Raw genomic sequence first — 18,950 nt, 5'->3', positions numbered from 1 at the left:
CTACCTTGGGTAGGCGGCGGAGACGCCGCCGTCGACGTTGAGGATGTTGCCCGTGGACTTGCCCGAGCGGCTCCGTGAGGCAAAGAACAGCACCGCCTGCGCCACGTCCTCGGGATAGATGTTCACCTTCAACACCGTCCTCTCCCGGTAGTACTCCTCCAACTGCTCAGGCCTTATCCCATAAGCCCTCGCTCTCTCCTCCCTCCACGATGAGCTCCAGATCCTCGACCCCTGCAGCACCGCATCCGGATTGACCGTGTTCACCCTTATCCCGTACGCTCCCCCCTCGTCCGCCAGACACCTCGCCAGGTGCAGCTCCGCAGCCTTCGCAGAGGAGTACGCCGAGGCGTTCTTCCCTGATACCAACCCGTTCTTCGACGCTATGTACACCAGGCTGCCTCCCACTCCCTGCCGCTTCCACAGCCTGAACGCCTCCCGCGACACCACAAAGTACCCCTTGGCCAACACCTCATGGTTCTTCTCCCACAACTCCACCGTCGTCTCCTCCACCGGCGCACTCGACGCCAGCCCGGCATTGGACACCACTATGTCCACTCCCCCGTACTCCAGCACCGCCCTCCGAAACGACTCCGCCACTGCCCCCTCGTCCGTCACGTCCACCCACACCCCGATCGATGGCTGCCCAAGCTCCCGAGCCACGGCCTTGCCTCCCTCCTCATCCAGATCGGCCACCACCACGCTCGCCCCCTCCTGCGCCAGCAACCGGCAGATCGCGCTCCCTATGCCCCCAGCTCCACCCGTCACGTACGCCACCTGCCCCGCTAGCTCCCTCCGTGCCGGCAACAGCGTCAGCTTGTACTGCTCCAACGGCCAGTACTCGATTGCAAACGACTCCTCCTCCGTCAGCGACACGAACCTGTCCATCCCACTGGCCCCACGCATCACCTCTATCGCCCTGTGGTACAGATCCCTGGCCAGCTCCGCACTCCTCACATCCCCTCCTACCGTCACCATCCCCACGTGCGCCAGCAGGATCACCCGGGGATTGGGATCCATCATCCTCTCCCACCCGCTGCTGTGCCGCCGAAAGTACTCCTCGTACTCCTGCCTGTACCTCCGTATCCCCTCCCTCACGCGCCTGATCAGCTCACACACGTCCTCCCCAGGAGTGTAGTCCACCCACAAAGGCCGCATCTTCGTGTGCACCAGGTGGTCCGGACAGGCCGCTCCCACCTGCGACAGCTCCCTCGACTCCACCCCATCCACGAACTCCAGCACCTCGGGACTCCTGTCCACTCGCAGGATCTTGCTACCGGTGACAGATACCTCCCCCCTGATGTGCGGCAGCACCTCCACCAGCAGCTCCCGCGCTCGCTCCTCCTCCAACACCTGCCCACGCAGCCCCCCAAACACCCGCCTGCCAGCACTGCGCGCCATCACAAACTCCGCCGCCCGATTGACCGCCTCGATCGTCCTGTGGTAGCTCTCTTTGCTGTCCTCCCCCCAGGTCACCAACCCATGTTTGGCCAATAGCACCAGCTTGGCCTCAGGATGCTCCCTCACAGCCTCCGCCACCTGCTTGGACAGGGTAAAACCAGGTCGCATGTACGGGATCCACACCGCGTCCTCCCCAAAGCACTCCTTGGCCAACTCCTGCCCGTGCTCCGCACAGCAGATCATGTTGATCGCATCCGGGTGCGTGTGGTCCACGCACCTGTGGGGCACGAACGCGTGCAGCAGCGTCTCGATGGAGGGCCTGGGCATCCCAGGCTCCAACTGGCACTTGCCCAGGTAGCTCACCATCTCCTCGTCCGTCATCGCCTCCCTGTCAAGCAGCGCCAGCACCTCCCCAAGCCTCAGCCCAGCAAAGCCCTCAGGAGTGATCGTCGCCAGGTCGCTGCCGGAAGCCTTCACCCACAGCACCTCCACCTCCCGACCCAAGTGATCGGTCCACATCACCTTGCTGGAGGTGTTGCCTCCCCCGTAGTTGGCCACCGCACGGTTGGCTCCAAGCAGCCTTGACCGGTACACCAACCGCTCCAGCTCTCCCTCCCCCTCAACTTCCTCATCCTTCCATAGATCCTCTACCCTGATGTCGTGTGTCTCCGTCCGCATTCCTATCCCCTCTCTCGTTTTATGTCCAGCTCATCTGCACGCCACCCTGGCGCTCGCTGGCGATCTTCTCCATGTAGCCGCTGGCCCTGAAAGCCCCCACAGGGTCGGCGGAAGCCCCCAGCTGTTGCCTGACCACCGCACAGAGTGGGCGGACGTCCGTCTGGTAGGCATCCTGCAGCACCCTGTAGGCCCGCAGCACGTCACCGCTGCGGCGGGCGTCCTCCAGCTCCCGCCAGTCCACCACCAGGGCGCGGGCGTAGGACTCCTGCAGCTGCATCACGCTGATGATCATCCCCTCGATCTTCGGCTCGATGTTGTGCGACTGGTCTATCATATAGGCTACCCGATCCACACGAGCCCCCCTGCGCTCGGCGTCCACGAGCTCCACGTAGATCAGGAACAGCTCGAAGGGATTGGTCGACCCGACGATGAGGTCGTCATCGCCATACCGGCGGGCGTTGAAGTGGAACCCTCCGAGGCGGTCCTCGTCCAACAGCGTGGCAACTATCTGCTCGACGTTGGTGCCCAGCGCATGGTGTCCCAGGTCCACCAGCACCTGCGCCCTATCGCCGAGCTTCTGGCACATCAGCAGCGACTGCCCCCAGTCGGCCAGATCGGTGTGGTAGAACGCTGGCTCGTAGAACTTGTACTCCAGGAGCATCCGCATGCCCTCGGGCATGGCCGCGTACGCCTCCCGCAGGCACTCGAGCATCCTATGACGCCTCTCCACGAAGGAGTCCTGGCCGGCGTAGTTGGTGCCATCGGCAAACCACAGCGACTGGATGTCCGAACCCACCTGGCGCCCTATCTCTATGCACTCCAGCAGGTGGTCCGTGGCTTTCCGCCGCACTCTGGGATCCGGATGGGTCACGCTGCCCAGCTTGTAGTCCTCGTCCTGGAACAGGTTGGGGTTGATCGCCCCGATCCTCATCCCCAGGGAACCTGCGAAGGAGGCCAGCTCCCCGTAGTCATCTACCTTGTCCCAGGGGATGTGCACCGCCACCGAGGGGCATATCCCCGTGTGCCGGTGCACCTGCGCCGCATCCTCGAACTTCTCGAACGGGTTGCGGGGCACCCCCGGCTGGGGGAAGACCTTGAAGCGCGTGCCCGAGTTGCCGTACGCCCAGGAGGGCGTCTCCACGCGCTGCGCCCTCAGCTTGGCCTCCACCCCGTCCACATCGATACCCTTCTCCTCCAACCTGCCTCTAAGTTCCTGATAGCTTCTGTCGAGATCTCCACCTGGCATCTTATTCCTCCGTGTGCTGCAGTATTGACAGGAACCTCTGATAGCCCTCCTCCCATAGGCCGCGCTCGGGAGAGGGCTCGTAGCTCCTGAGACTCACCGATCCCCTGATGACCTGCCGTATCTCCCGCAGGTCGTGCCCACCCAGGGCCTGCACCGCGATGTTGCCCAGCGCCGTGGCCTCCACCGGCCCGGCTATCACCTCCATGCCGAGCGCGTCGGCGGTGTACTGGCAGAGGAGGGCGTTGCGGCTGCCGCCTCCCACCACGTGGAGCGCGGAGACCTCGCGCCCCGTGACCTCCACCAGGCGCTCCACCACCCACCTGTACTTCAGCGCCAGGCTCTCCAGGACGCAACGTACCACCTCGCCGCGGGTGCTCGGCGGCCTCTGCCCCGTCCGTCGACAGAAATCCACCACCCTGGAAGGCATGTCCCCGGGGCGCAGGAACTCGGGAGCGTCCGGATCTATGAAGGCCACCATGCCCTGGGCCCGGCCAGCCTCCGCCATGAGGGCGTCGTAATCCAGCACTTCCCCCTCGCGCTCCCAGGCACGCCGACACTCCTGCACGATCCACAGCCCCATGACGTTGCGCAGGAAGCGGACCGTGCCCCCGTAGCCCCCCTCGTTCGTGAAGTTGTAGCGAAGGGCGGGCTCATCGAGGAGGGGCTCCGCCAGCTCCGTGCCCACCAGCGACCACGTACCGCTCGAGATGTAGGCGAAGCTATCGCTCTCGGCGGGCACGGCCACCACGGCGCTGGCCGTGTCGTGCGAGGCCACCGCCACGACCTCGAGCTGCCCATGAGCCCCAAGCTCCCTCCCCACCTCGTCCCTCAGCGTACCCAGGCGAGTGCCGGGCGCCACGACCTCCCCGAAGATCCGCGACGGGATCCCCATCAGCTCTATCAGCTCCAGGTCCCACGCGCGGTCGCGCGCCGAGAACAGCTGGGTGGTCGTGGCGTTGGTGTACTCCGAAGCCATGACCCCGGTCAGCCAGAAGTTGAGCAGGTCGGGGATCATCAAGAAGTGCTGCGCTAGGGAGATCTCGGGATGGGAGGCCTCCGCCAACAGCTGGTACAGGGTGTTGATCGGCATGAACTGGATCCCGGTCCGACGGAAGATCTCGCTCCGTGGCAGGCGCTCGAATGCCCGCTCCATCATGCCCTCGGTGCGCGCATCCCGGTAGTGGTAGGGATTGGAGATCAGGGCGCATCGGGAGTCCAGCAGGCCGTAGTCCACGGCCCAGGAGTCCACCCCCAGGCTCCTCACCTCGCCGCTTGCGGCGCGCAGGGCCTTGGATACGCCCTCGAGCACCTGCCGATAGATGTGCAGGATATCCCAGTGCAGGCCATCGGGCAGGCGAACGGGGACGTTAGCGAACCTGTGCACCTCGCGGACGGAGAAGCGATCGCCCTCGAGCTCGCCCAGCAGGACGCGACCGCTCTCGGCACCGAGATCAACCCCCACGTAGCTGGCGACTCCTCCCAAGGCAGACCTCCCGCTGATAGATTAGCTGTTAGTTTTTGTTTGCTTTGTGATACTTTATCACGAAATTAGCCATCGAGTACATATTTTGCCCCATTTTGGCGTCGACTTGCAGGTCTATTTTTCACATATTTTATATAATATATCAATTTGCGCCCGGCTCCCTACCGATCGCGGCGACATGCCGGAGCCTCCCGAGCACGTGCAGCTGTCCCGGCCTCCCCTCTTGCATGTTTCTTCAAGTAGTGTCAAAATACCGTAAGGTTAAAAGGCTTAATGTTTCAGCAGAGGAGGGCACATGACCGCCATCATACAGGTAGACGGCCTCAGCAAGTCCTTTGGGGAGGTGCGCGCGGTCAACTCGATCTCCTTCCACGTGGAAGCCGGCGAGGTGTTCGGCCTGCTTGGGCCCAACGGCGCCGGCAAGAGCACGACCATCAAGATGCTCACCACCCTCCTGCCGCCGGATGCTGGGCGCGCCTCCATAGGCGGATACGACGTGGTGCGCCACGCCACCATGGTGCGCCGGATAATAGGCTACGTGCCGCAGGCCCTCTCGGCCGACGGCTCGCTGACCGGCTACGAGAACCTGCTGGTGTTCGCCAAGCTGTACGACATCCCCAGGCGCGAGCGCGAGGGGCGCATCCGCGAGGCCCTCAAGTTCATGGGGCTGGAGGAGGCTGCCGATCGCCTGGTGCGCACCTACTCGGGCGGCATGATCCGCAGGCTCGAGATCGCCCAGTCCATGCTCCATCAGCCCACGGTCCTCTTCCTGGACGAGCCCACCATAGGGCTCGACCCCGTGGCGCGCGCCGCGGTGTGGGGGCACATCATGCGGCTGCGGGAGGAGTTCGGGATGACGATCCTGCTGACCACCCACTACATGGAGGAGGCGGACGGCCTGTGTCGCCGCATAGCGATCATGCACCTGGGCAACATCGCCGCCATAGGCACGCCCGCGGAGCTGAAGGCGTCCATCGGCGATCCCGAAGCGACGCTCGACAAGGTGTTCGTCCACTACACAGGAGGAGAACTCGAGACAGGAGGTAGCTACCGTGAAGCTTCAAGAGCAAGGCGCACAGCCCGTCGCCTCGGTTAAGGTACCGGTCGCGCAGCCCACCAACCCACTGGCCTTCGTGCTGGGGTTCATCAGCAAGACCCTGGTGATAGCCGAGGTGGAGGCCCGCAAGATCCTGCACGACCCCTACGACCTGCTCACCAGGGCGGTGCAGCCGGCGCTGTGGCTGCTGGTGTTCGGGCAGGTGTTCACGCGCGTGCGGGCCATCCCCACGGGCGATCTCAGGTACCTGGACTTCATGGCTCCGGGCATCCTGGCTCAGAGCGTGCTGTTCATCGGCATCTTCAGCGGCATGTCGATCATCTGGGAGAGGGACCTGGGCATCATCCACAAGTTCCTGGCCACGCCCACGCCACGGGCAGTGCTGGTGCTGGGCAGGGCGCTGGCCGCCAGCGTCCGGGGACTCACGCAGGCCCTGATCATCTTCCTGCTGGCGCTGCTGGTCGGCGTCCAGGTCAACTGGCACCCGCTGGCGCTGCTGGCCACGCTGGTGATAGTCGTGCTGGGGGCGCTGATCTTCTCCACGTTCTCGCTGTTCGTGGCCTGCATGGTGCGCACGCGCGAGCGCTTCATGGGGCTGGGCCAGGTGCTCACGATGCCGCTGTTCTTCGCCAGCAACGCGATATACCCGATCGACATGATGCCCGCGTGGCTGAAGGTCGTATCCCGCCTCAACCCGCTCACCTACGAGGTGGACGCCCTGCGGGCCTTGATGGTCAGGGGCGGGGTCAGCCACTACGGGATAGGGCTGGATGTGGCCGTGATGGGGCTCGCGGTGGTCGTGCTCGTGGCGCTCACCGCGTGGAGGTTCCCCACCTTGGCGCAGTAGGCTTGGAACAAAAATCAGTTTGTGCAAGTCTTCACATTCTGGGCAAAACAGGTTATATTGTGGACGCACCAACCGAAGGGAGGGAGAGGATGCCCGAGGAAGCGCCTTCGCTGCTCGTCTTTGGCGCGCATCCGGACGACTGTGACGCGACCGCTGGGGGGCTGGCTGCCCTGTACGCGCGCAGGGGCTGGCGGGTGAGGTTCGTCTCGATGACCAACGGGGACGCCGGCCACCACCTGCAGGGCGGTGCCGTGCTGGCCCGCAGGAGGGCAGCCGAGGCGCGGGCGGCCGCGCGCGTCATAGGCATCGAATACCAGGTGCTGGACAACCACGACGGCGAGCTGCTGCCGACGCTGGACCGCCGACGCGAGGTGATCGGCATCATTCGGGAGTTCAGGCCCAGCTTGATCCTTGTGCCCAGGCCCAACGACTACCATCCCGACCACCGCTACACATCGGTGCTCGTGCAGGACGCGGCGTACATGGTCACAGTGCCCAACGTGCGCGCCATGGCTGACCATCTGAGGGTCAACCCCGTCATCATGTACGTCAGCGACCGCTTCCAGAAGCCGTACCCCTTCTCTCCCGACGTGGTGATCGACATAGGCGAGGTGGTGGAGCAGAAGTTCCGCATGATCGCCTGCCACGAGTCGCAGTTCTTCGAGTGGCTGCCGTACAACGGAGGCTACCAGCAGGAGGTCCCCGAGGACCCGAAGCAGCGGGTCGATTGGCTGCGCCGGCGGATGGAGCCGAGGCTGCGGGCCGATGCCGACCGCTTCCGGGATCTCCTGATCGCCCGCTACGGGCAGGACAGGGGCAGCCAGGTGCGCTACGCCGAGGCGTTCGAGGCCTGTGAGTACGGCTCCGCTCTCACGCCGGAGCTGCAGCGGCAGCTCTTTCCTTTCTAATAGCGCATATCGAGATAGCAAGGGGGTGGTACATGGATATCTGGGAGACGATGAAGAAGCTGGCGGAGGTGCAGCGGGGCTTCAGGCCCATAGAGGAGGAGGCGGACAGGCTGGTGAAAGGTGGCTGCCAGGAGGAGAACCTGTCCACGGCGCGCATGCTGCTGCGGTCGGACCTGCACCAGACGCGCATGTTCGCCACCCTCGTCCTCGGCTACATCGCGAGCACCTGTCCGGATGCCCTGCACACGCTCCGCTACGAGGTGAGCCTGGACCCCGACTGGCGCGTGCAGGAGATGCTCGCCAAGGCTTTCGCCAAGTACTGCCGAGACGTGGGCTACGAGAGCGCCCTCCCCGTGATAGAGGACTGGCTGGGCGACCAGAATCCCAACGTGCGGAGGGCGGCTGTGGAGGGGCTGCGCCCGTGGATCCGCTCGAGCCGCCTACCCCAACAGCCACAGCGGGCCGTCAGGCTGCTGGCGCCGCTGCGCGCGGACGACAGCCAGCAGGTGCGCAGGTCGGTGGGCAACGCCCTGCGTGACCTCAGCCGGAGGTTCCCCGACATCGTGCGCTCCGAGCTGGCCACGTGGGATCTCACCGACGGGAGGGTGTTGCACACCTACACCCTGGCAAGCCGGCTGCTGGAGGCCCCGAGCACGGCCCATTAGCCCCACAAGATACAACCCTCGAAAGGAGAAGTGGATTGGCATCGGTACGCATAGCCCTGGTAGGACTAGATCACTGGTATTCAGCCCTGCCCCTGGCCCGCGCCATAGTGGATCACCCCGAGGCGGAGCTGGCGGGCATCTACCACTCGGACCCCCAGCAGGCTCGCAAGGTCGGCCAAGACCTGGGGATCGATCGAGTGACGGACCATCCGGAGGAGTTGATCCACGACCCGGACGTAACCGCGATCGCCAGCTTCGTCAGCGTCGACCGCAACCCCGACATCTGCATCGCGGCCGCCAGGGAGGGCAAGCACATCCTGTCGATCAAGCCCCTGGCCCGCACGCTGGAGGAGTCCTCCCGGGTGGTGGAGGCCGTGAGGGACGCTGGCGTCGTGTTCCTGCCCGCTGAGTCCCGCCAACGCCTCTCGGCTCAGTACGCCCGCCTGAAGTCCTGGGTCGATGAAGGGCGCCTGGGACGCCTCCTCACAGCGAGCTTCAGCCTGTGGGCCTCTCTGCCCAGAAGCTGGCCGGACGACCCCGACCCAGGTTGGTTCGCGGACCCCAACCGGGCTCCCGGTGGTGGGTGGATAGACCACGCCATCTACCACATAGACCTCCTGCGGTGGCTGACGGGCTCGGAGGTGGCCAGGGTATATGGGGTAGCCCGCAACCTGCGCTATCCGGACCTGCCCCTGGAGGATTATGGGGTCGCGACGGTCGAGTTCGAGAGCGGGCTCGTGGCCACCATAGAGGACACCTGGCACGCGGCCCCCGGCGCCTTCCGCATGCAGTGGAGCCTGGTGGGCAGCGAGGGGGCGTGCGCCTACGACTCCCTCAGCGGCCGCGTCGCGGTGGCGGGCAGCTTCCCTCCGTTCGAAGGCTGGGTGCACTTCGCCCCCGGGCAGGCAGGCTCCGAGGGCATCGACCACTGGATCGCCGCCATGCGCGGGGAGCAGCCGATAGCCACCGTCGAGGACGCGCACCACAACCTGGCGGCATGCGTAGCCTTCTACCGATCAGCGGCCTCGGGCGGGCAGGTCGTCCCCCAGGTCGGCCGCCGGTAGCTACTCGTAGAAGAGGGGGGCTATCAGGCGGAACCACAGCGGCCGCCTGATGTACCCCACCCACACATCTCCCGTCTGGTCGAAGAAGGTTAGCCTGCCCGACCTGGGATGCCACACCGCCCTGTACTCGCCCTCCCTGACGGGGAACAGCTTGGTCAGGCGCCTGTCGTCCTCCGAGGGCTCCGGATCCCCGGAAGGGTGGGTGTGGATCACGCCCGCGATATCCTTTCTGGTGCGGCGCAGGCGCCTGTACTCCTTGGGATCCATGGCGTAGCGCTCGGGAGAGTTCAGGCGCGACGGGACGGGCAGCACACCCACTATCGCGCCATCCTCGTTCTTGAGGAGAAATCCGCCCTGCTCGTAGCCCCGGGCATCCAGGAGGCACTTGAGCTCCTTCCACCCGAGCAGTACCTTGGGAGCCCTCTTGGCCCCTCCTGGGGAGCCTGAGCTGGCAAGCTCGCCACTACTCTGAGACCTAGCGGTATCGGTGCCTCCCATACCCAACACCTCGGCCGTAAATGTGCGTGCAAGGATTATATACAAGCATAGCCGGAGCTGCAAGATGGTTGGATTCTGACGCCGCCGGGTATATCATCTCTAAAGGGGTCTAATGGGCTATGGGCTACGGGAAAGACATAGTGGACGCAAGGCGCTGGAGCCTGCTGACGCTGCTGGTGGTGGGGGCTTTCCTGGCGTTCTTCGAGCTCAGCAAGCAGGTGACGGCAGTGGAGAAGCTATGCCCATTCGGGGAGGATCCCTTTGATGCCACGAGCTCCTTCGGGCTGCAGCTGGGGATGCTGTGCGCGTCGATAGCGCTGGTGCGCGCCTTTCGGGCAGGGGGGAGCGACCGGCTTGCCCTCAGAGCCTGCGTCGTCGCGCTGCTCTCCGTGGGCACGAGCAGCATAGCCGACCTGCTGGGGCTACTGCGCTACCCGGGAGCCTGGGCAAGGGACATCAGGGGCTGGACGCTGGCCGCGTGCGTGCTGGTGCTGGCGACCCTAGCCCTTGGCCTGTGGTGGCAGCTCACTCGCCAGTACATCCGCTTCAGCTACATGATGGGTGGCATGGGCTTCCCAGCGGGACCATTAGCCTGGGGGCTGGCCACCTTGGGGCTGTTGGGGATGCTCGCCTACCCTCCTAGGTGGAACGCCAACCTCGCCGGCGAGCTGCTCTCCGTGGTGCTGGGCATGGGCTTCCTGTTTGGGCTGGTGGCTCTGCTGGCCTTCTCCCGACCGCTCCCGGTGTCGGGAGCGCCGATCGACCTGTTGGACGACCTCTCGGCGCTGCTGCCGCCGCTCCGATGCTGGGAGCGGCACCTACGACGCGGCGTATGGCCCCTGGTGGTCCTCCTGGGCTTGATCGGGGGTGGCATGCTCGTGGTCGTCGAGGCCATGGGCGAGGGCTTCATAGCCGCGGCAGACCTGCCCGAGGTGGCAGCGCTGTACGTGGGTTGCGAGCTCATGGGCGCGGCGATGGGCTTCCTGCTGCTGGGGGATTACCTCTACTTGGTGGACCGCGCGCGGCAGCCGACCTAGCATGCTAGCCCCGGCACCCGCAGCCCGTGGTGACCGATCAGGACCTTAGGACGGCGTAAATCTAGATCGGCGGGGCCCCTAGACGATAACCCCCACAGGGGTTATACTCAAGCCAAGACGTCGCGCGGCCCCCAGAGGAGATGGTGCGTGCTGCCGGCATCGTCCTGGGATAGGAGGCGCAACCATGGTCGGTAGGCTGGCGCGCTGGGCTGGTTATGCTGGGGCTCTCCTCATGGGCTGCGTGGCAGCGGTCTTCCTCGTGCTGAACTCCCTGTTCTCCGATGTATTCAGCGTCACAGAGCGCTTCGAGACGTTCGTGGTGGTGGCCTTGGTGTACGTGGTGCTGGGCATGGCGTTCAGCTTCCTGCTGGCTTCTCCGCGCGTGCTGCCGTGGATCATCGCGCCGGCAGCGGTCGTCTGCCTGCCCTTCCTGATCGCGGGCCTGCTGGGGCCCGCACCCCTAGTGGAGGGATCCCTGCCGCTGGCCTATCTGCTGATCTCGCTGGGCTCGACCTACATCGGGGTATCCGTGGGGCTCGTTGCCGCCGGCAGGGTGGGACGGACCCCGCCGCCAAGGTAGTGCGCCACACCCTCCACAGATGGGCTCTCACGTGATGCCAAATGGCAAGGTTATTGCGATAGCTCTCCTGTGACGCAGTTATGGGCGCGAGCCCGCACAGGAGGAGACTCGAGATGGCAGACAAGCAGACACTGATCAGCATGGTACGAGAGGACATGGAGGTCTACTGCTCGGACGGAGAGAAGGTGGGCAAGGTCGGAGAGGTCAACATAGGCACAGAGACATCCGCTGGCCAGGTCGATACCGAGGAGCGCAGCTTCTTCCAGGTCAAGCGGGGGATCTTCGGGCTGGGAGATGACCTATACGTCCCCGCCGAGCAGATCCAGGAAGTGACCGACGATCGAGTGGTGCTGGCCTGCACCAAGGACGAGCTCTCGCAGGTAGCTTGGCCGGACAGACCTCGCTCCAGCGAAGAGGCAGGCACAGACCTGGAGGGCCCGGCACCGGGCATAGCGGCCTATGGGTTGCGCAACAAGACGCAGGGGCCTGGCTCGGGTGCTACGGGGCTGTGATCTAACCCCACAGGGCATTAGTTATAATGAAGCTATGGGGGAGCTGTCCCTCCCCATAGCTTCGCTTTTTACCCACTTGCTCGTCCTCACCGGCATACAAGCTAGCGAGGCTCTGCGCGGCCGGACACGCGGGTTTGCGCCTAGCCAGATGGCTCGGTGTTGTCCGGTGGTGGCTCAGTATCCAACGTCCCAAAACCCGTGTCGCCGTAGCCGCCGGTGACGCCAGGGTCGGTGTCGGCACCCAGGCCACCGGTCTCTGTCCTGCTGTTTGGCTGCCCCCTGAGCTGTGCTGTCAGCCTGTCCAGCGCGCTCCTGACGGCCTCTTGGCTTATTCCCAGCTCGCTGGCTATCTCCCAAGGATTAGCCCCCTCAGCCGCCATGCTGGCTATCCGCCGCTCCATAGCCGGCAGGGCACGGATCAGGTCCTGCCTCTGGGCCAAGAGCCTGCGCACCTCGGCATATCGATCCGCCATCGCACACCTCCCCTGTCTCTCCGTATGACCCTGCCATGCGGCGCAAGAGCCGTGCCACAAGGCAGCACGTCAGGGCAAGATCGGTATCCCCAGCAGCTGCGATGCCCTGGCGGAGCGCTCGCGGTCTATGGGGATGGCGAACACGCCGTTGGGGGTGTCGACGATCCAGAGCACCTCGCGAAACCCCGCGCGCTCGATGCCGCTCCTGGAGGCGTCGTTGCCGGGCCCATGCCCTATCCAGAAGGCGTCCCCGCTGGGCAGCAGGTCGCTGATGATCGCCTGCAGCAGCTGGGGGTAGATCCTTCTGCCTCGGTACTGGGGCACGGTCCAGAAGTCCCACAGGTAGTACTCGCGAGGGCCGAGCACTATATGGATATCCAGCTCGCCGATCTCGGCCTCCCTGGTGGCCACCCACCCATACGCTGCGGGGTCCCCCTCCAGCGTCGCCATGTAGGGCAGATGCCCCTGCTGGATGCGCAGCCGCCAGCGAGCGGGGTTGAGGTCGAAGAGACGTGGGGGGTTGGTGACGTCATCCAGCCTGTGCACACGCAAGCCGGGGATATCCGGCAGCTCGGGAAGCTCATCCCCTCGCCACCAGGAGTACAGGCTACCGAGATCCCTCTGGTGATCAGCCAACGGCCTGCAACCTCCTGCGGACCGCGGGCACGACCCCCTCCGCGAACAGCCGGATCTGCTCCTGAGCGCTGCCGGCCACCGGCCAGTAGATGAAGGTGTCCAGGCCGAGCTCTTGGTAGTACCCCGCAAGGGTATCAGCCCACTCCTCGACCGTGCCCGAGATGAGCCCGGGCTTGAGGCGGAGGCCAGGGCTGGACGGCGTGCGGATGTAGCCCATCACGTTGTACCCCCGGCGAATCTGGGAGGGCGATCTGCCCGCATCCTCCGCCGCTCGATCGATCCTCGCCTGCATCTCGGGCAGGTCCTCGGGGTGGACGTAGGTGTTGGAGACTACCCAGCCATCGGCCAGCCTGCCGGTGAGCGCGAGCATGCGCCTGCCCCGCACGCCCGTCCAGATACGTATCTTGCCCGAGGGCGCGGGACCTGGCCTCGCACCCAGGATGCGGAACTGCTTGCCCTCGAAGGTGATCGGCGTCTTGCCGTCGCCCGGCTGCCACAGCAGGTGAGCGATCTCTATCGCCTCCTCCAGGGCCTCGACGGCCTCCGCCGGCGTGCGGAACTCGCCCCCGTACGCCAGGATCTCCTCCGGTGACGCTCCCGCACCCAGCCCCAGCTCGAGCCTGCCTCCCGTCAGGATGTCGAAGGTCGCCGCGGCCTTGGCGAGCATGGCGGGAGGGCGCAGGGATATATTGGCGACGTTGGTCAAGAAGCGCACGCGTTGGGTGCGCACCGCTAGCGCCGTCATGAAGGTCCAGGTGTCGAAGAAGTTCGGGTTACCGGGATGGTCCTGTATGCCTATGAGGTCGATCGCCATGGAGTCGGCGTAGCTCGCCAGCTCCACAGCAAGCTCCGCTATACGTGGCGAAGGGTCGATGTTGATCCCGAACATGACCTTGTTGCTAGCCTGGCGCATGGGCTGCTCTCCTTAGGTGTACTATGTATATATTAGAAAAGTATACGACCTGTGCAAGCAGCTGTAGGAGGTCGCACGGCATGCTCACCGTGGAGCTGGTGCCATCTACGTCCTGGGGATCCAACCTCCGATCCATCCTAACCCCCGCGCAGTGGGATGAGATCAGGCGGGAGGCTTACGCTCGCGCGGGACACCGCTGCACGGCCTGCGGGCGCAGAGGGCGCCTGGAGGCCCACGAGGTCTGGGAGTACGACGACGATCGCAGGATCCAGCGCCTGGTCGACGTTGCCGCCCTATGCCACGACTGCCACATGGTCGTGCACTGGGGGTACGCCTCCACGCGAGGGCTGGGAGACAGGGCCCTGCGGCACCTGGCACGCGTCAACGGCTGGTCGCTGGAGGACGCCAGGCTGTACCTGGAGGCACAGCTGGAGCTGTGGGCGCGGCGCAGCCGACACCCTTGGCAGCTGGACCTCTCCTGGCTGGAGGCGCGCGGCATAGAGCCCCCACACAGCTCCTCGTAACCCAAGCTCATCGACCCCAGCGCAGGCTCACGCCTGCGCGCCAACCCCGAGGCATCGCCCCACCCTGACCAAAAGGTCAGGGTGATGTGACGAGTTTTCACCCTTTTGGTCAGGGCACCACCACCCCGGCGACCGTGGTCGCTTCCAGCGCTAGAGCCTATCCTTATAGTGAAGTTGAGGGAGGTGATAGTATGAGTAACCTACACAGTTGGTTCCCAGGACGCATATCGATGTTGATGGTGGTTCTGTCGCTGGTAGCCGCAGCCTGCACTGCCTCCTACGGGGCCCAGGTAACTGAGGTGACCGGCGTCAACGAGCAGACGCCCGAGGGCTATCTGCAGGCACAGGCCACCCCGCAGGCGAGCCCCAGCGCCAGGGCGGGCAGCGCGGTCCTGAGCAGCGAGCAGGCCGGGGGCACCGGACAAGCCGGTCAGGCCCAGCGGGAGAGCGCCGCGGCCGCGGAGGTAACAGTGACCGCCAAGGAATTCCAGCTGCAGCCTGCGACGATCGCGATCCCGGCAGGCAAGGTCGTGAGATTGACCTTCAGGAACGAGGGGGCCGTAGAGCACGATTTCGAGGTACAGGGGCTAAGGGCCGATGAGGTCGTGGTTGTGGAGCGCTCGGCCAACCTCTCGGCGGCGATGAGCGCCAACCTGGATCAGCAGACCTCCGCGGGCCAGGTGTACGCTGCGGCCGCCCCTGGAGAGGCCACGACCATCGAGTTCAAGGTAAGCACCAGCGGCAGGTACCAGGCCGTATGCACGATACCAGGGCACAAGGAGGCCGGGATGACAACGGAGGTTGTGGTCGGCAGAGGGGCGTCCCAGGGGCACGATCATCAAATGCACCAGAACTCAGGGTCCATGCCCCACGTCTCCCATGCCTCGGTAGTGAAGGCCGGCAAGTACGGATTGCAGGAGATCAAGCCTCGAATAGTACACGGTGTGAAGGTGTTCAACCTGACGGCAGAGCACGTCAAGTGGGAGGTGCTACCTGGCGAATACATCGATGCCTATGCCTACAATGGCATGGTTCCCGGCCCGCTCATCAGGGTCAAGGAGGGCGACCGGGTCAGGATCCACTTCAAGAACGAGCTGCCCGAGCCTACCACGATCCACTTCCACGGCAACACCTTGCCCAACTCCATGGACGGCGTGCCGGACGTAACTCAGCCTGTGGTCAAACCCGGCCAGAGCTTCACATATGAGTTCAAGGCTGAGCCAGTGGGCACCTTCATATACCACACGCACCACAACTCGGCCATCCAAGAGCCTAAGGGACTCTACGGAGTGTTGATCATAGAGCCTAGGCATCAGAAGAAGTCCTATGATCAGGAGGTCATCCAGGTGCTGAGCGAGGCCGAAGGCTACTACCTGATCAACGGCAAGGCCTTCCCCGCCACCACGCCCATCAAGGCCAAGCGGGGCGAGCGGGTGCTGGTGCGGCTGATCAACCTCGGGCAGATGGTGCACCCGATGCACATGCACGGCAACCCATTCGAGATCGTCGCTACTGATGGGCACGACGTCCCGCCCGCAGCCAGGCTGACGAAGGACGTGGTGACGATCGGGCCAGGAGAGCGCTACGACCTGCTGGTCAAGATGGACAACCCCGGCAAGTGGATGTTCCACTGCCACATCCTCAGCCACGTGCAGAACCATGGGCAGGAGCCCGGAGGGATGATCACGCTGGTCAACGTCTCGAAGTAACTCACCACCCCTTCTTCTCCCACTTGGGTGCCGGGTTAACCCGGCACCCAAGCTTTTCGGGAACGCTGGTTCCAGAGACATAAATATCAGCTTAATTTGGAACAAATCGACAATTTTATGCCTTCCGAGGGCGGCTTTGCTTTGCTATCATGGACTGCACGCATTCCTAAAGGGGGTTGGGGAGTTGTCAGTGATAGCACAAGAGGGGCAGGTACACTCGGAGGGTATCCAGCGCAGGGTGCTGGGGCTAGCTTGGCCGGTGATCGGCGAGAACCTGCTGGAGACGTTGTTGGGCGTGGTCGACACCTTCCTCGTCGCCGGGCTGGGGGCCGCAGCAATTGCAGGCGTGGGCACGGCCCTGCAAGTAATGTTCTTCCTGATATCCGCGCTCTCCGCCCTGTCGGTGGGGGCATCGGTGCTCGTGGCGCAGGCTTATGGCGCCGGGAATCTAGAGGAAGGATCCTCGCTCGCAAGACAGTCGATCATCTGGAGCTTCCTGCTCTCCGTACCGCTCGCCGCCTGCGGGCTGCTATTCTCCCGGCACATAGTCGCGCTGTTCGGGGTCGAGCCGGACGTGGCCCATATCGCCACTGAGTACCTGCACGTCTCTCTAGCCACTGTGGTGGTGCTCATCGCGCTCTTTATAGGAGGTGGTGTGCTGAGGGGGGTAGGTGACTCCCGCACGCCCATGATTGTCACCAGCATCGCCAACGTGATCAACGTCTTCCTGGCGTACGGCCTGATATATGGGCACATGGGACTACCTCGCTTAGGAGCTGTGGGCAGTGCTTGGGGCACCTTCATCGCTCGCTCCATAGCACTTATCATGCTGCTCGCCGTGCTCTGGAAGGGTAGGCACGGCATAAGCTTCAGACATGGCTCGGGTTGGATGCCGAGCGTGAAGGTAGCAGCCAATGTGATGAGGATAGGCGTACCTGCTGCCATGGAGCAGGTGATGATCTCAGCAGGCTTCTTCGTGCTATCGGTGATAGTGGCCCACCTGGGCACCGACATCCTCGCCGCCTACAGAATCACCTTCACGGCGCTATCGTTCTCCTTCCTGCCAGGCATAGGGTTTGCGATCGCCGCCACCACGCTGGTGGGCCAGAGCGTGGGAGCGCGGCGCGTGCGGGAGGGGGAGAGCGCAGCGCGAGTGGCCACCCTCTGGGCCATGATCTGGATGGGCACCATAGGTGCCGTGCTCTTCCTCGGGGCCGAGTCCATCATGGGGCTGTTCTCCCAGGATCCCGAGGTGGTGGGCATAGGAGCCAGCGCCCTGAGGCTCGTGGCCCTGGCGCAGCCCTTCTGGGCGATAGAGTTCGTGCAGGCGGGGGCGATCAGGGGCACCGGCGACACCTGGTACCCCATGGTCGTCAACACGCTCGGCATGTGGGGCACCGTGGCCATATCCTGGGCGCTCGTACGCTTCACGGAGCTCAGCCTGGTGGGCGTGTGGCTCTCGTTCATGGTGCTGTCCCCTCTGATAGGGTTCGCCCTGTGGAGGTACTTCGTCCGCAGGGTGAGGGTGGCCGCCGCGCTACACTGATATCTGCTGGCGAGGAGGTGGTGCCGGCCTGACGCCCAGCATGCCCCCCGTGCGGCCGTGGCGGACGGCGACTATCTCCGCCATGATCGCCAGCGCCACCTCCTCGGGCGTCTTGCCCCCGAGGTCGAGTCCTATGGGGCCGTGGATGCGCGCCAGCTCCGCGTCCCCGAAGCCCAGGGCCCGCAGGCGCTCCAATCGCTCCCCGCTGGTCTTGCGCGAGCCGATGGCGCCTATGTAGCCCGCTCGGGACCTGAGCGCAGCCGAGAGGGCGGGCTCATCGAACTTGGGGTCGTGGGTGAGCACCACGACGGCGGTACCCTCGTCGGGTCGGAGCTGATCCAGAGCCTCGTCCGGCCACCGCACGAGCAGCTCGTCAGCATCGGGAAAGCGCTCCCTGGTGGCGAAGGCCGCCCGCGCGTCCACCACGATGGTGCGGTAGCCCATCACCTTGGCGAGCGACACCAGCGGGATGGCCGTGTGCACCGCCCCGATCACCACCAGCCTGGGCGGAGGGAAGTAGGGCTCGGCGAAGATGCGTGTGCCCTCCAGCTCCAGGTCCACAGGCTCGCGGGAGGCCAGCGCCCTCTCGGCCGCCTCCCTCGCGGGGGCGACCATCGCGGGATGCGTGGCCGTCACGTGGTCGCCTCCCACGGCCGCCAGCTGGCCGCGCAGCGCACCGTCGACGGCCATCACCAGCACGATGGTATCGCCGGCGCCCAGGCTCTCATCGATATGAGCGAACACCTCCCCCGCGGCCAGGGGCACTACCCACACGCTGATCTGCCCCCCGCAGGCCAAGCCCACGTTCCAGGCCAGCTCGTCGGCCACCCCGAACTCCAGCAGCTGGGGCTCGCCGCTGCGGATCACCTCCAGGGAGGCCTCCACCACGGCGCCCTCCACGCAGCCACCGCTTACCGAGCCCACGAACTCCCCCTCAGGGTTCACGGCCATGTGGGAGCCCGTGGGGCGCGGGGTCGAGCCCCAGGTGCTGATCACGGTCGCCAGGGCCACGCGGGGATACCTACCTAACCAATCCTCCAGAGTGGATATTATGTCACGCATACGCCTGCCTCCTGCCCCAGATTATAGCACCACGGATGACTTTGCGGCTCAACTCTTGCTGAGGTCTTGACTAGGTCCGTATTAGTGCTATCCTATCCCCTACCAGGGGCAGAA

The 18,950-nt window shown here is 64.9% G+C and carries 19 protein-coding genes; 11 read left to right on the top strand and 8 right to left on the bottom strand.

Annotation, left to right across the window (positions count from 1 at the left end; translation table 11 throughout):
- From TTER_RS11435 to TTER_RS11425, 3 genes are read right to left on the bottom strand one after another with little or no spacing between them, the layout of a single operon-like run.
- The gene (locus tag TTER_RS11435; protein WP_012876184.1) at positions 1-2,076 is read right to left on the bottom strand and encodes a bifunctional rhamnulose-1-phosphate aldolase/short-chain dehydrogenase; all 2,076 of its coding nucleotides are present in this window, start codon (positions 2,074-2,076) and stop codon (positions 1-3) included.
- Positions 2,077-2,095: 19 nt separating this feature from the next.
- Positions 2,096-3,322: an L-rhamnose isomerase gene (rhaI, locus tag TTER_RS11430; RefSeq protein ID WP_012876183.1), complete on the bottom strand. Its 1,227-nt coding sequence runs from the start codon at positions 3,320-3,322 to the stop codon at positions 2,096-2,098.
- A 1-nt stretch (position 3,323) separates the two neighbouring features.
- The gene (locus TTER_RS11425; RefSeq protein WP_012876182.1) at positions 3,324-4,805 is read right to left on the bottom strand and encodes a rhamnulokinase; all 1,482 of its coding nucleotides are present in this window, start codon (positions 4,803-4,805) and stop codon (positions 3,324-3,326) included.
- A 295-nt stretch (positions 4,806-5,100) separates the two neighbouring features.
- Between TTER_RS11425 and TTER_RS11420 the strand changes: the two genes are divergently transcribed.
- The 5 genes from TTER_RS11420 to TTER_RS11400 all read left to right on the top strand — a co-directional run bounded on the left by TTER_RS11420 (position 5,101) and on the right by TTER_RS11400 (position 9,346).
- Positions 5,101-5,901 (top strand): daunorubicin resistance protein DrrA family ABC transporter ATP-binding protein, encoded by an 801-nt coding sequence (locus tag TTER_RS11420; protein ID WP_012876181.1) that lies wholly within the window; start codon positions 5,101-5,103, stop codon positions 5,899-5,901.
- A gap of 37 nt (positions 5,902-5,938) precedes the next feature.
- Entirely contained in the window at positions 5,939-6,709 is a 771-nt protein-coding gene (locus TTER_RS11415; RefSeq protein WP_012876180.1) for an ABC transporter permease, read from the top strand.
- 89 nt (positions 6,710-6,798) lie between these two features.
- The gene (locus TTER_RS11410) at positions 6,799-7,617 is read left to right on the top strand and encodes a PIG-L deacetylase family protein (RefSeq protein ID WP_012876179.1); all 819 of its coding nucleotides are present in this window, start codon (positions 6,799-6,801) and stop codon (positions 7,615-7,617) included.
- Positions 7,618-7,649: 32 nt separating this feature from the next.
- Positions 7,650-8,282, top strand: coding sequence for a DNA alkylation repair protein (locus tag TTER_RS11405; RefSeq protein ID WP_012876178.1), 633 nt, complete (start codon positions 7,650-7,652; stop codon positions 8,280-8,282).
- Between the two features lie 35 nt (positions 8,283-8,317).
- Positions 8,318-9,346, top strand: coding sequence for a Gfo/Idh/MocA family protein (locus tag TTER_RS11400; protein WP_012876177.1), 1,029 nt, complete (start codon positions 8,318-8,320; stop codon positions 9,344-9,346).
- Here TTER_RS11400 and TTER_RS11395 read toward each other — a convergent pair whose 3' ends face one another.
- Positions 9,347-9,844: a M67 family metallopeptidase gene (locus tag TTER_RS11395; RefSeq protein ID WP_012876176.1), complete on the bottom strand. Its 498-nt coding sequence runs from the start codon at positions 9,842-9,844 to the stop codon at positions 9,347-9,349. It abuts the gene before it with no gap.
- A gap of 119 nt (positions 9,845-9,963) precedes the next feature.
- On the opposite strand from TTER_RS11395, the gene TTER_RS11390 reads away from it, so the two are divergent.
- The 3 genes from TTER_RS11390 to TTER_RS11380 all read left to right on the top strand — a co-directional run bounded on the left by TTER_RS11390 (position 9,964) and on the right by TTER_RS11380 (position 11,973).
- The gene (locus TTER_RS11390; RefSeq protein ID WP_012876175.1) at positions 9,964-10,881 is read left to right on the top strand and encodes a hypothetical protein; all 918 of its coding nucleotides are present in this window, start codon (positions 9,964-9,966) and stop codon (positions 10,879-10,881) included.
- A gap of 184 nt (positions 10,882-11,065) precedes the next feature.
- Positions 11,066-11,461, top strand: a complete 396-nt coding sequence (locus tag TTER_RS11385) for a hypothetical protein (protein WP_012876174.1) — start codon at positions 11,066-11,068, stop codon at positions 11,459-11,461.
- 113 nt (positions 11,462-11,574) lie between these two features.
- Entirely contained in the window at positions 11,575-11,973 is a 399-nt protein-coding gene (locus TTER_RS11380; RefSeq protein WP_012876173.1) for a DUF2171 domain-containing protein, read from the top strand.
- Positions 11,974-12,113: 140 nt separating this feature from the next.
- Here the strand turns inward: TTER_RS11380 and TTER_RS11375 are convergent, their stop codons facing one another.
- From TTER_RS11375 to TTER_RS11365, 3 genes are all read right to left on the bottom strand, one after another.
- On the bottom strand, positions 12,114-12,446 hold the full coding sequence (locus tag TTER_RS11375; protein ID WP_012876172.1) for a helix-turn-helix domain-containing protein: 333 nt from the start codon (positions 12,444-12,446) through the stop codon (positions 12,114-12,116).
- Positions 12,447-12,515: 69 nt separating this feature from the next.
- Positions 12,516-13,082 carry a GNAT family N-acetyltransferase gene (locus tag TTER_RS11370; protein ID WP_012876171.1) on the bottom strand — a complete coding sequence of 189 codons (567 nt, stop codon included), beginning with the start codon at positions 13,080-13,082 and terminating at the stop codon, positions 12,516-12,518.
- Positions 13,075-13,995 carry an LLM class flavin-dependent oxidoreductase gene (locus tag TTER_RS11365; protein WP_012876170.1) on the bottom strand — a complete coding sequence of 307 codons (921 nt, stop codon included), beginning with the start codon at positions 13,993-13,995 and terminating at the stop codon, positions 13,075-13,077. Before TTER_RS11365 ends, TTER_RS11370 begins: the two co-directional genes overlap by 8 nt.
- An 80-nt stretch (positions 13,996-14,075) precedes the next feature.
- On the opposite strand from TTER_RS11365, the gene TTER_RS11360 reads away from it, so the two are divergent.
- From TTER_RS11360 to TTER_RS11350, 3 genes are all read left to right on the top strand, one after another.
- On the top strand, positions 14,076-14,519 hold the full coding sequence (locus TTER_RS11360) for an HNH endonuclease (protein ID WP_012876169.1): 444 nt from the start codon (positions 14,076-14,078) through the stop codon (positions 14,517-14,519).
- A gap of 191 nt (positions 14,520-14,710) precedes the next feature.
- Positions 14,711-16,228, top strand: a complete 1,518-nt coding sequence (locus tag TTER_RS14960) for a multicopper oxidase domain-containing protein (RefSeq protein WP_012876168.1) — start codon at positions 14,711-14,713, stop codon at positions 16,226-16,228.
- Between the two features lie 190 nt (positions 16,229-16,418).
- The gene (locus TTER_RS11350; RefSeq protein WP_241215282.1) at positions 16,419-17,774 is read left to right on the top strand and encodes an MATE family efflux transporter; all 1,356 of its coding nucleotides are present in this window, start codon (positions 16,419-16,421) and stop codon (positions 17,772-17,774) included.
- Here TTER_RS11350 and TTER_RS11345 read toward each other — a convergent pair.
- A complete protein-coding gene (locus tag TTER_RS11345) occupies positions 17,766-18,836 on the bottom strand; it encodes an XdhC family protein (RefSeq protein WP_012876166.1) in 1,071 nt (356 codons plus the stop codon). The genes TTER_RS11350 and TTER_RS11345 overlap by 9 nt on opposite strands.
- Positions 18,837-18,950: the final 114 nt, after the last annotated feature.

The sequence above is a fragment of the Thermobaculum terrenum ATCC BAA-798 genome (assembly GCF_000025005.1).
In the GTDB taxonomy this organism is placed as follows: domain Bacteria; phylum Chloroflexota; class Chloroflexia; order Thermobaculales; family Thermobaculaceae; genus Thermobaculum; species Thermobaculum terrenum.
The sequence above is the reverse complement of the archived record's forward strand: the minus strand, read 5'-3'. Positions and strand labels throughout refer to the sequence as shown.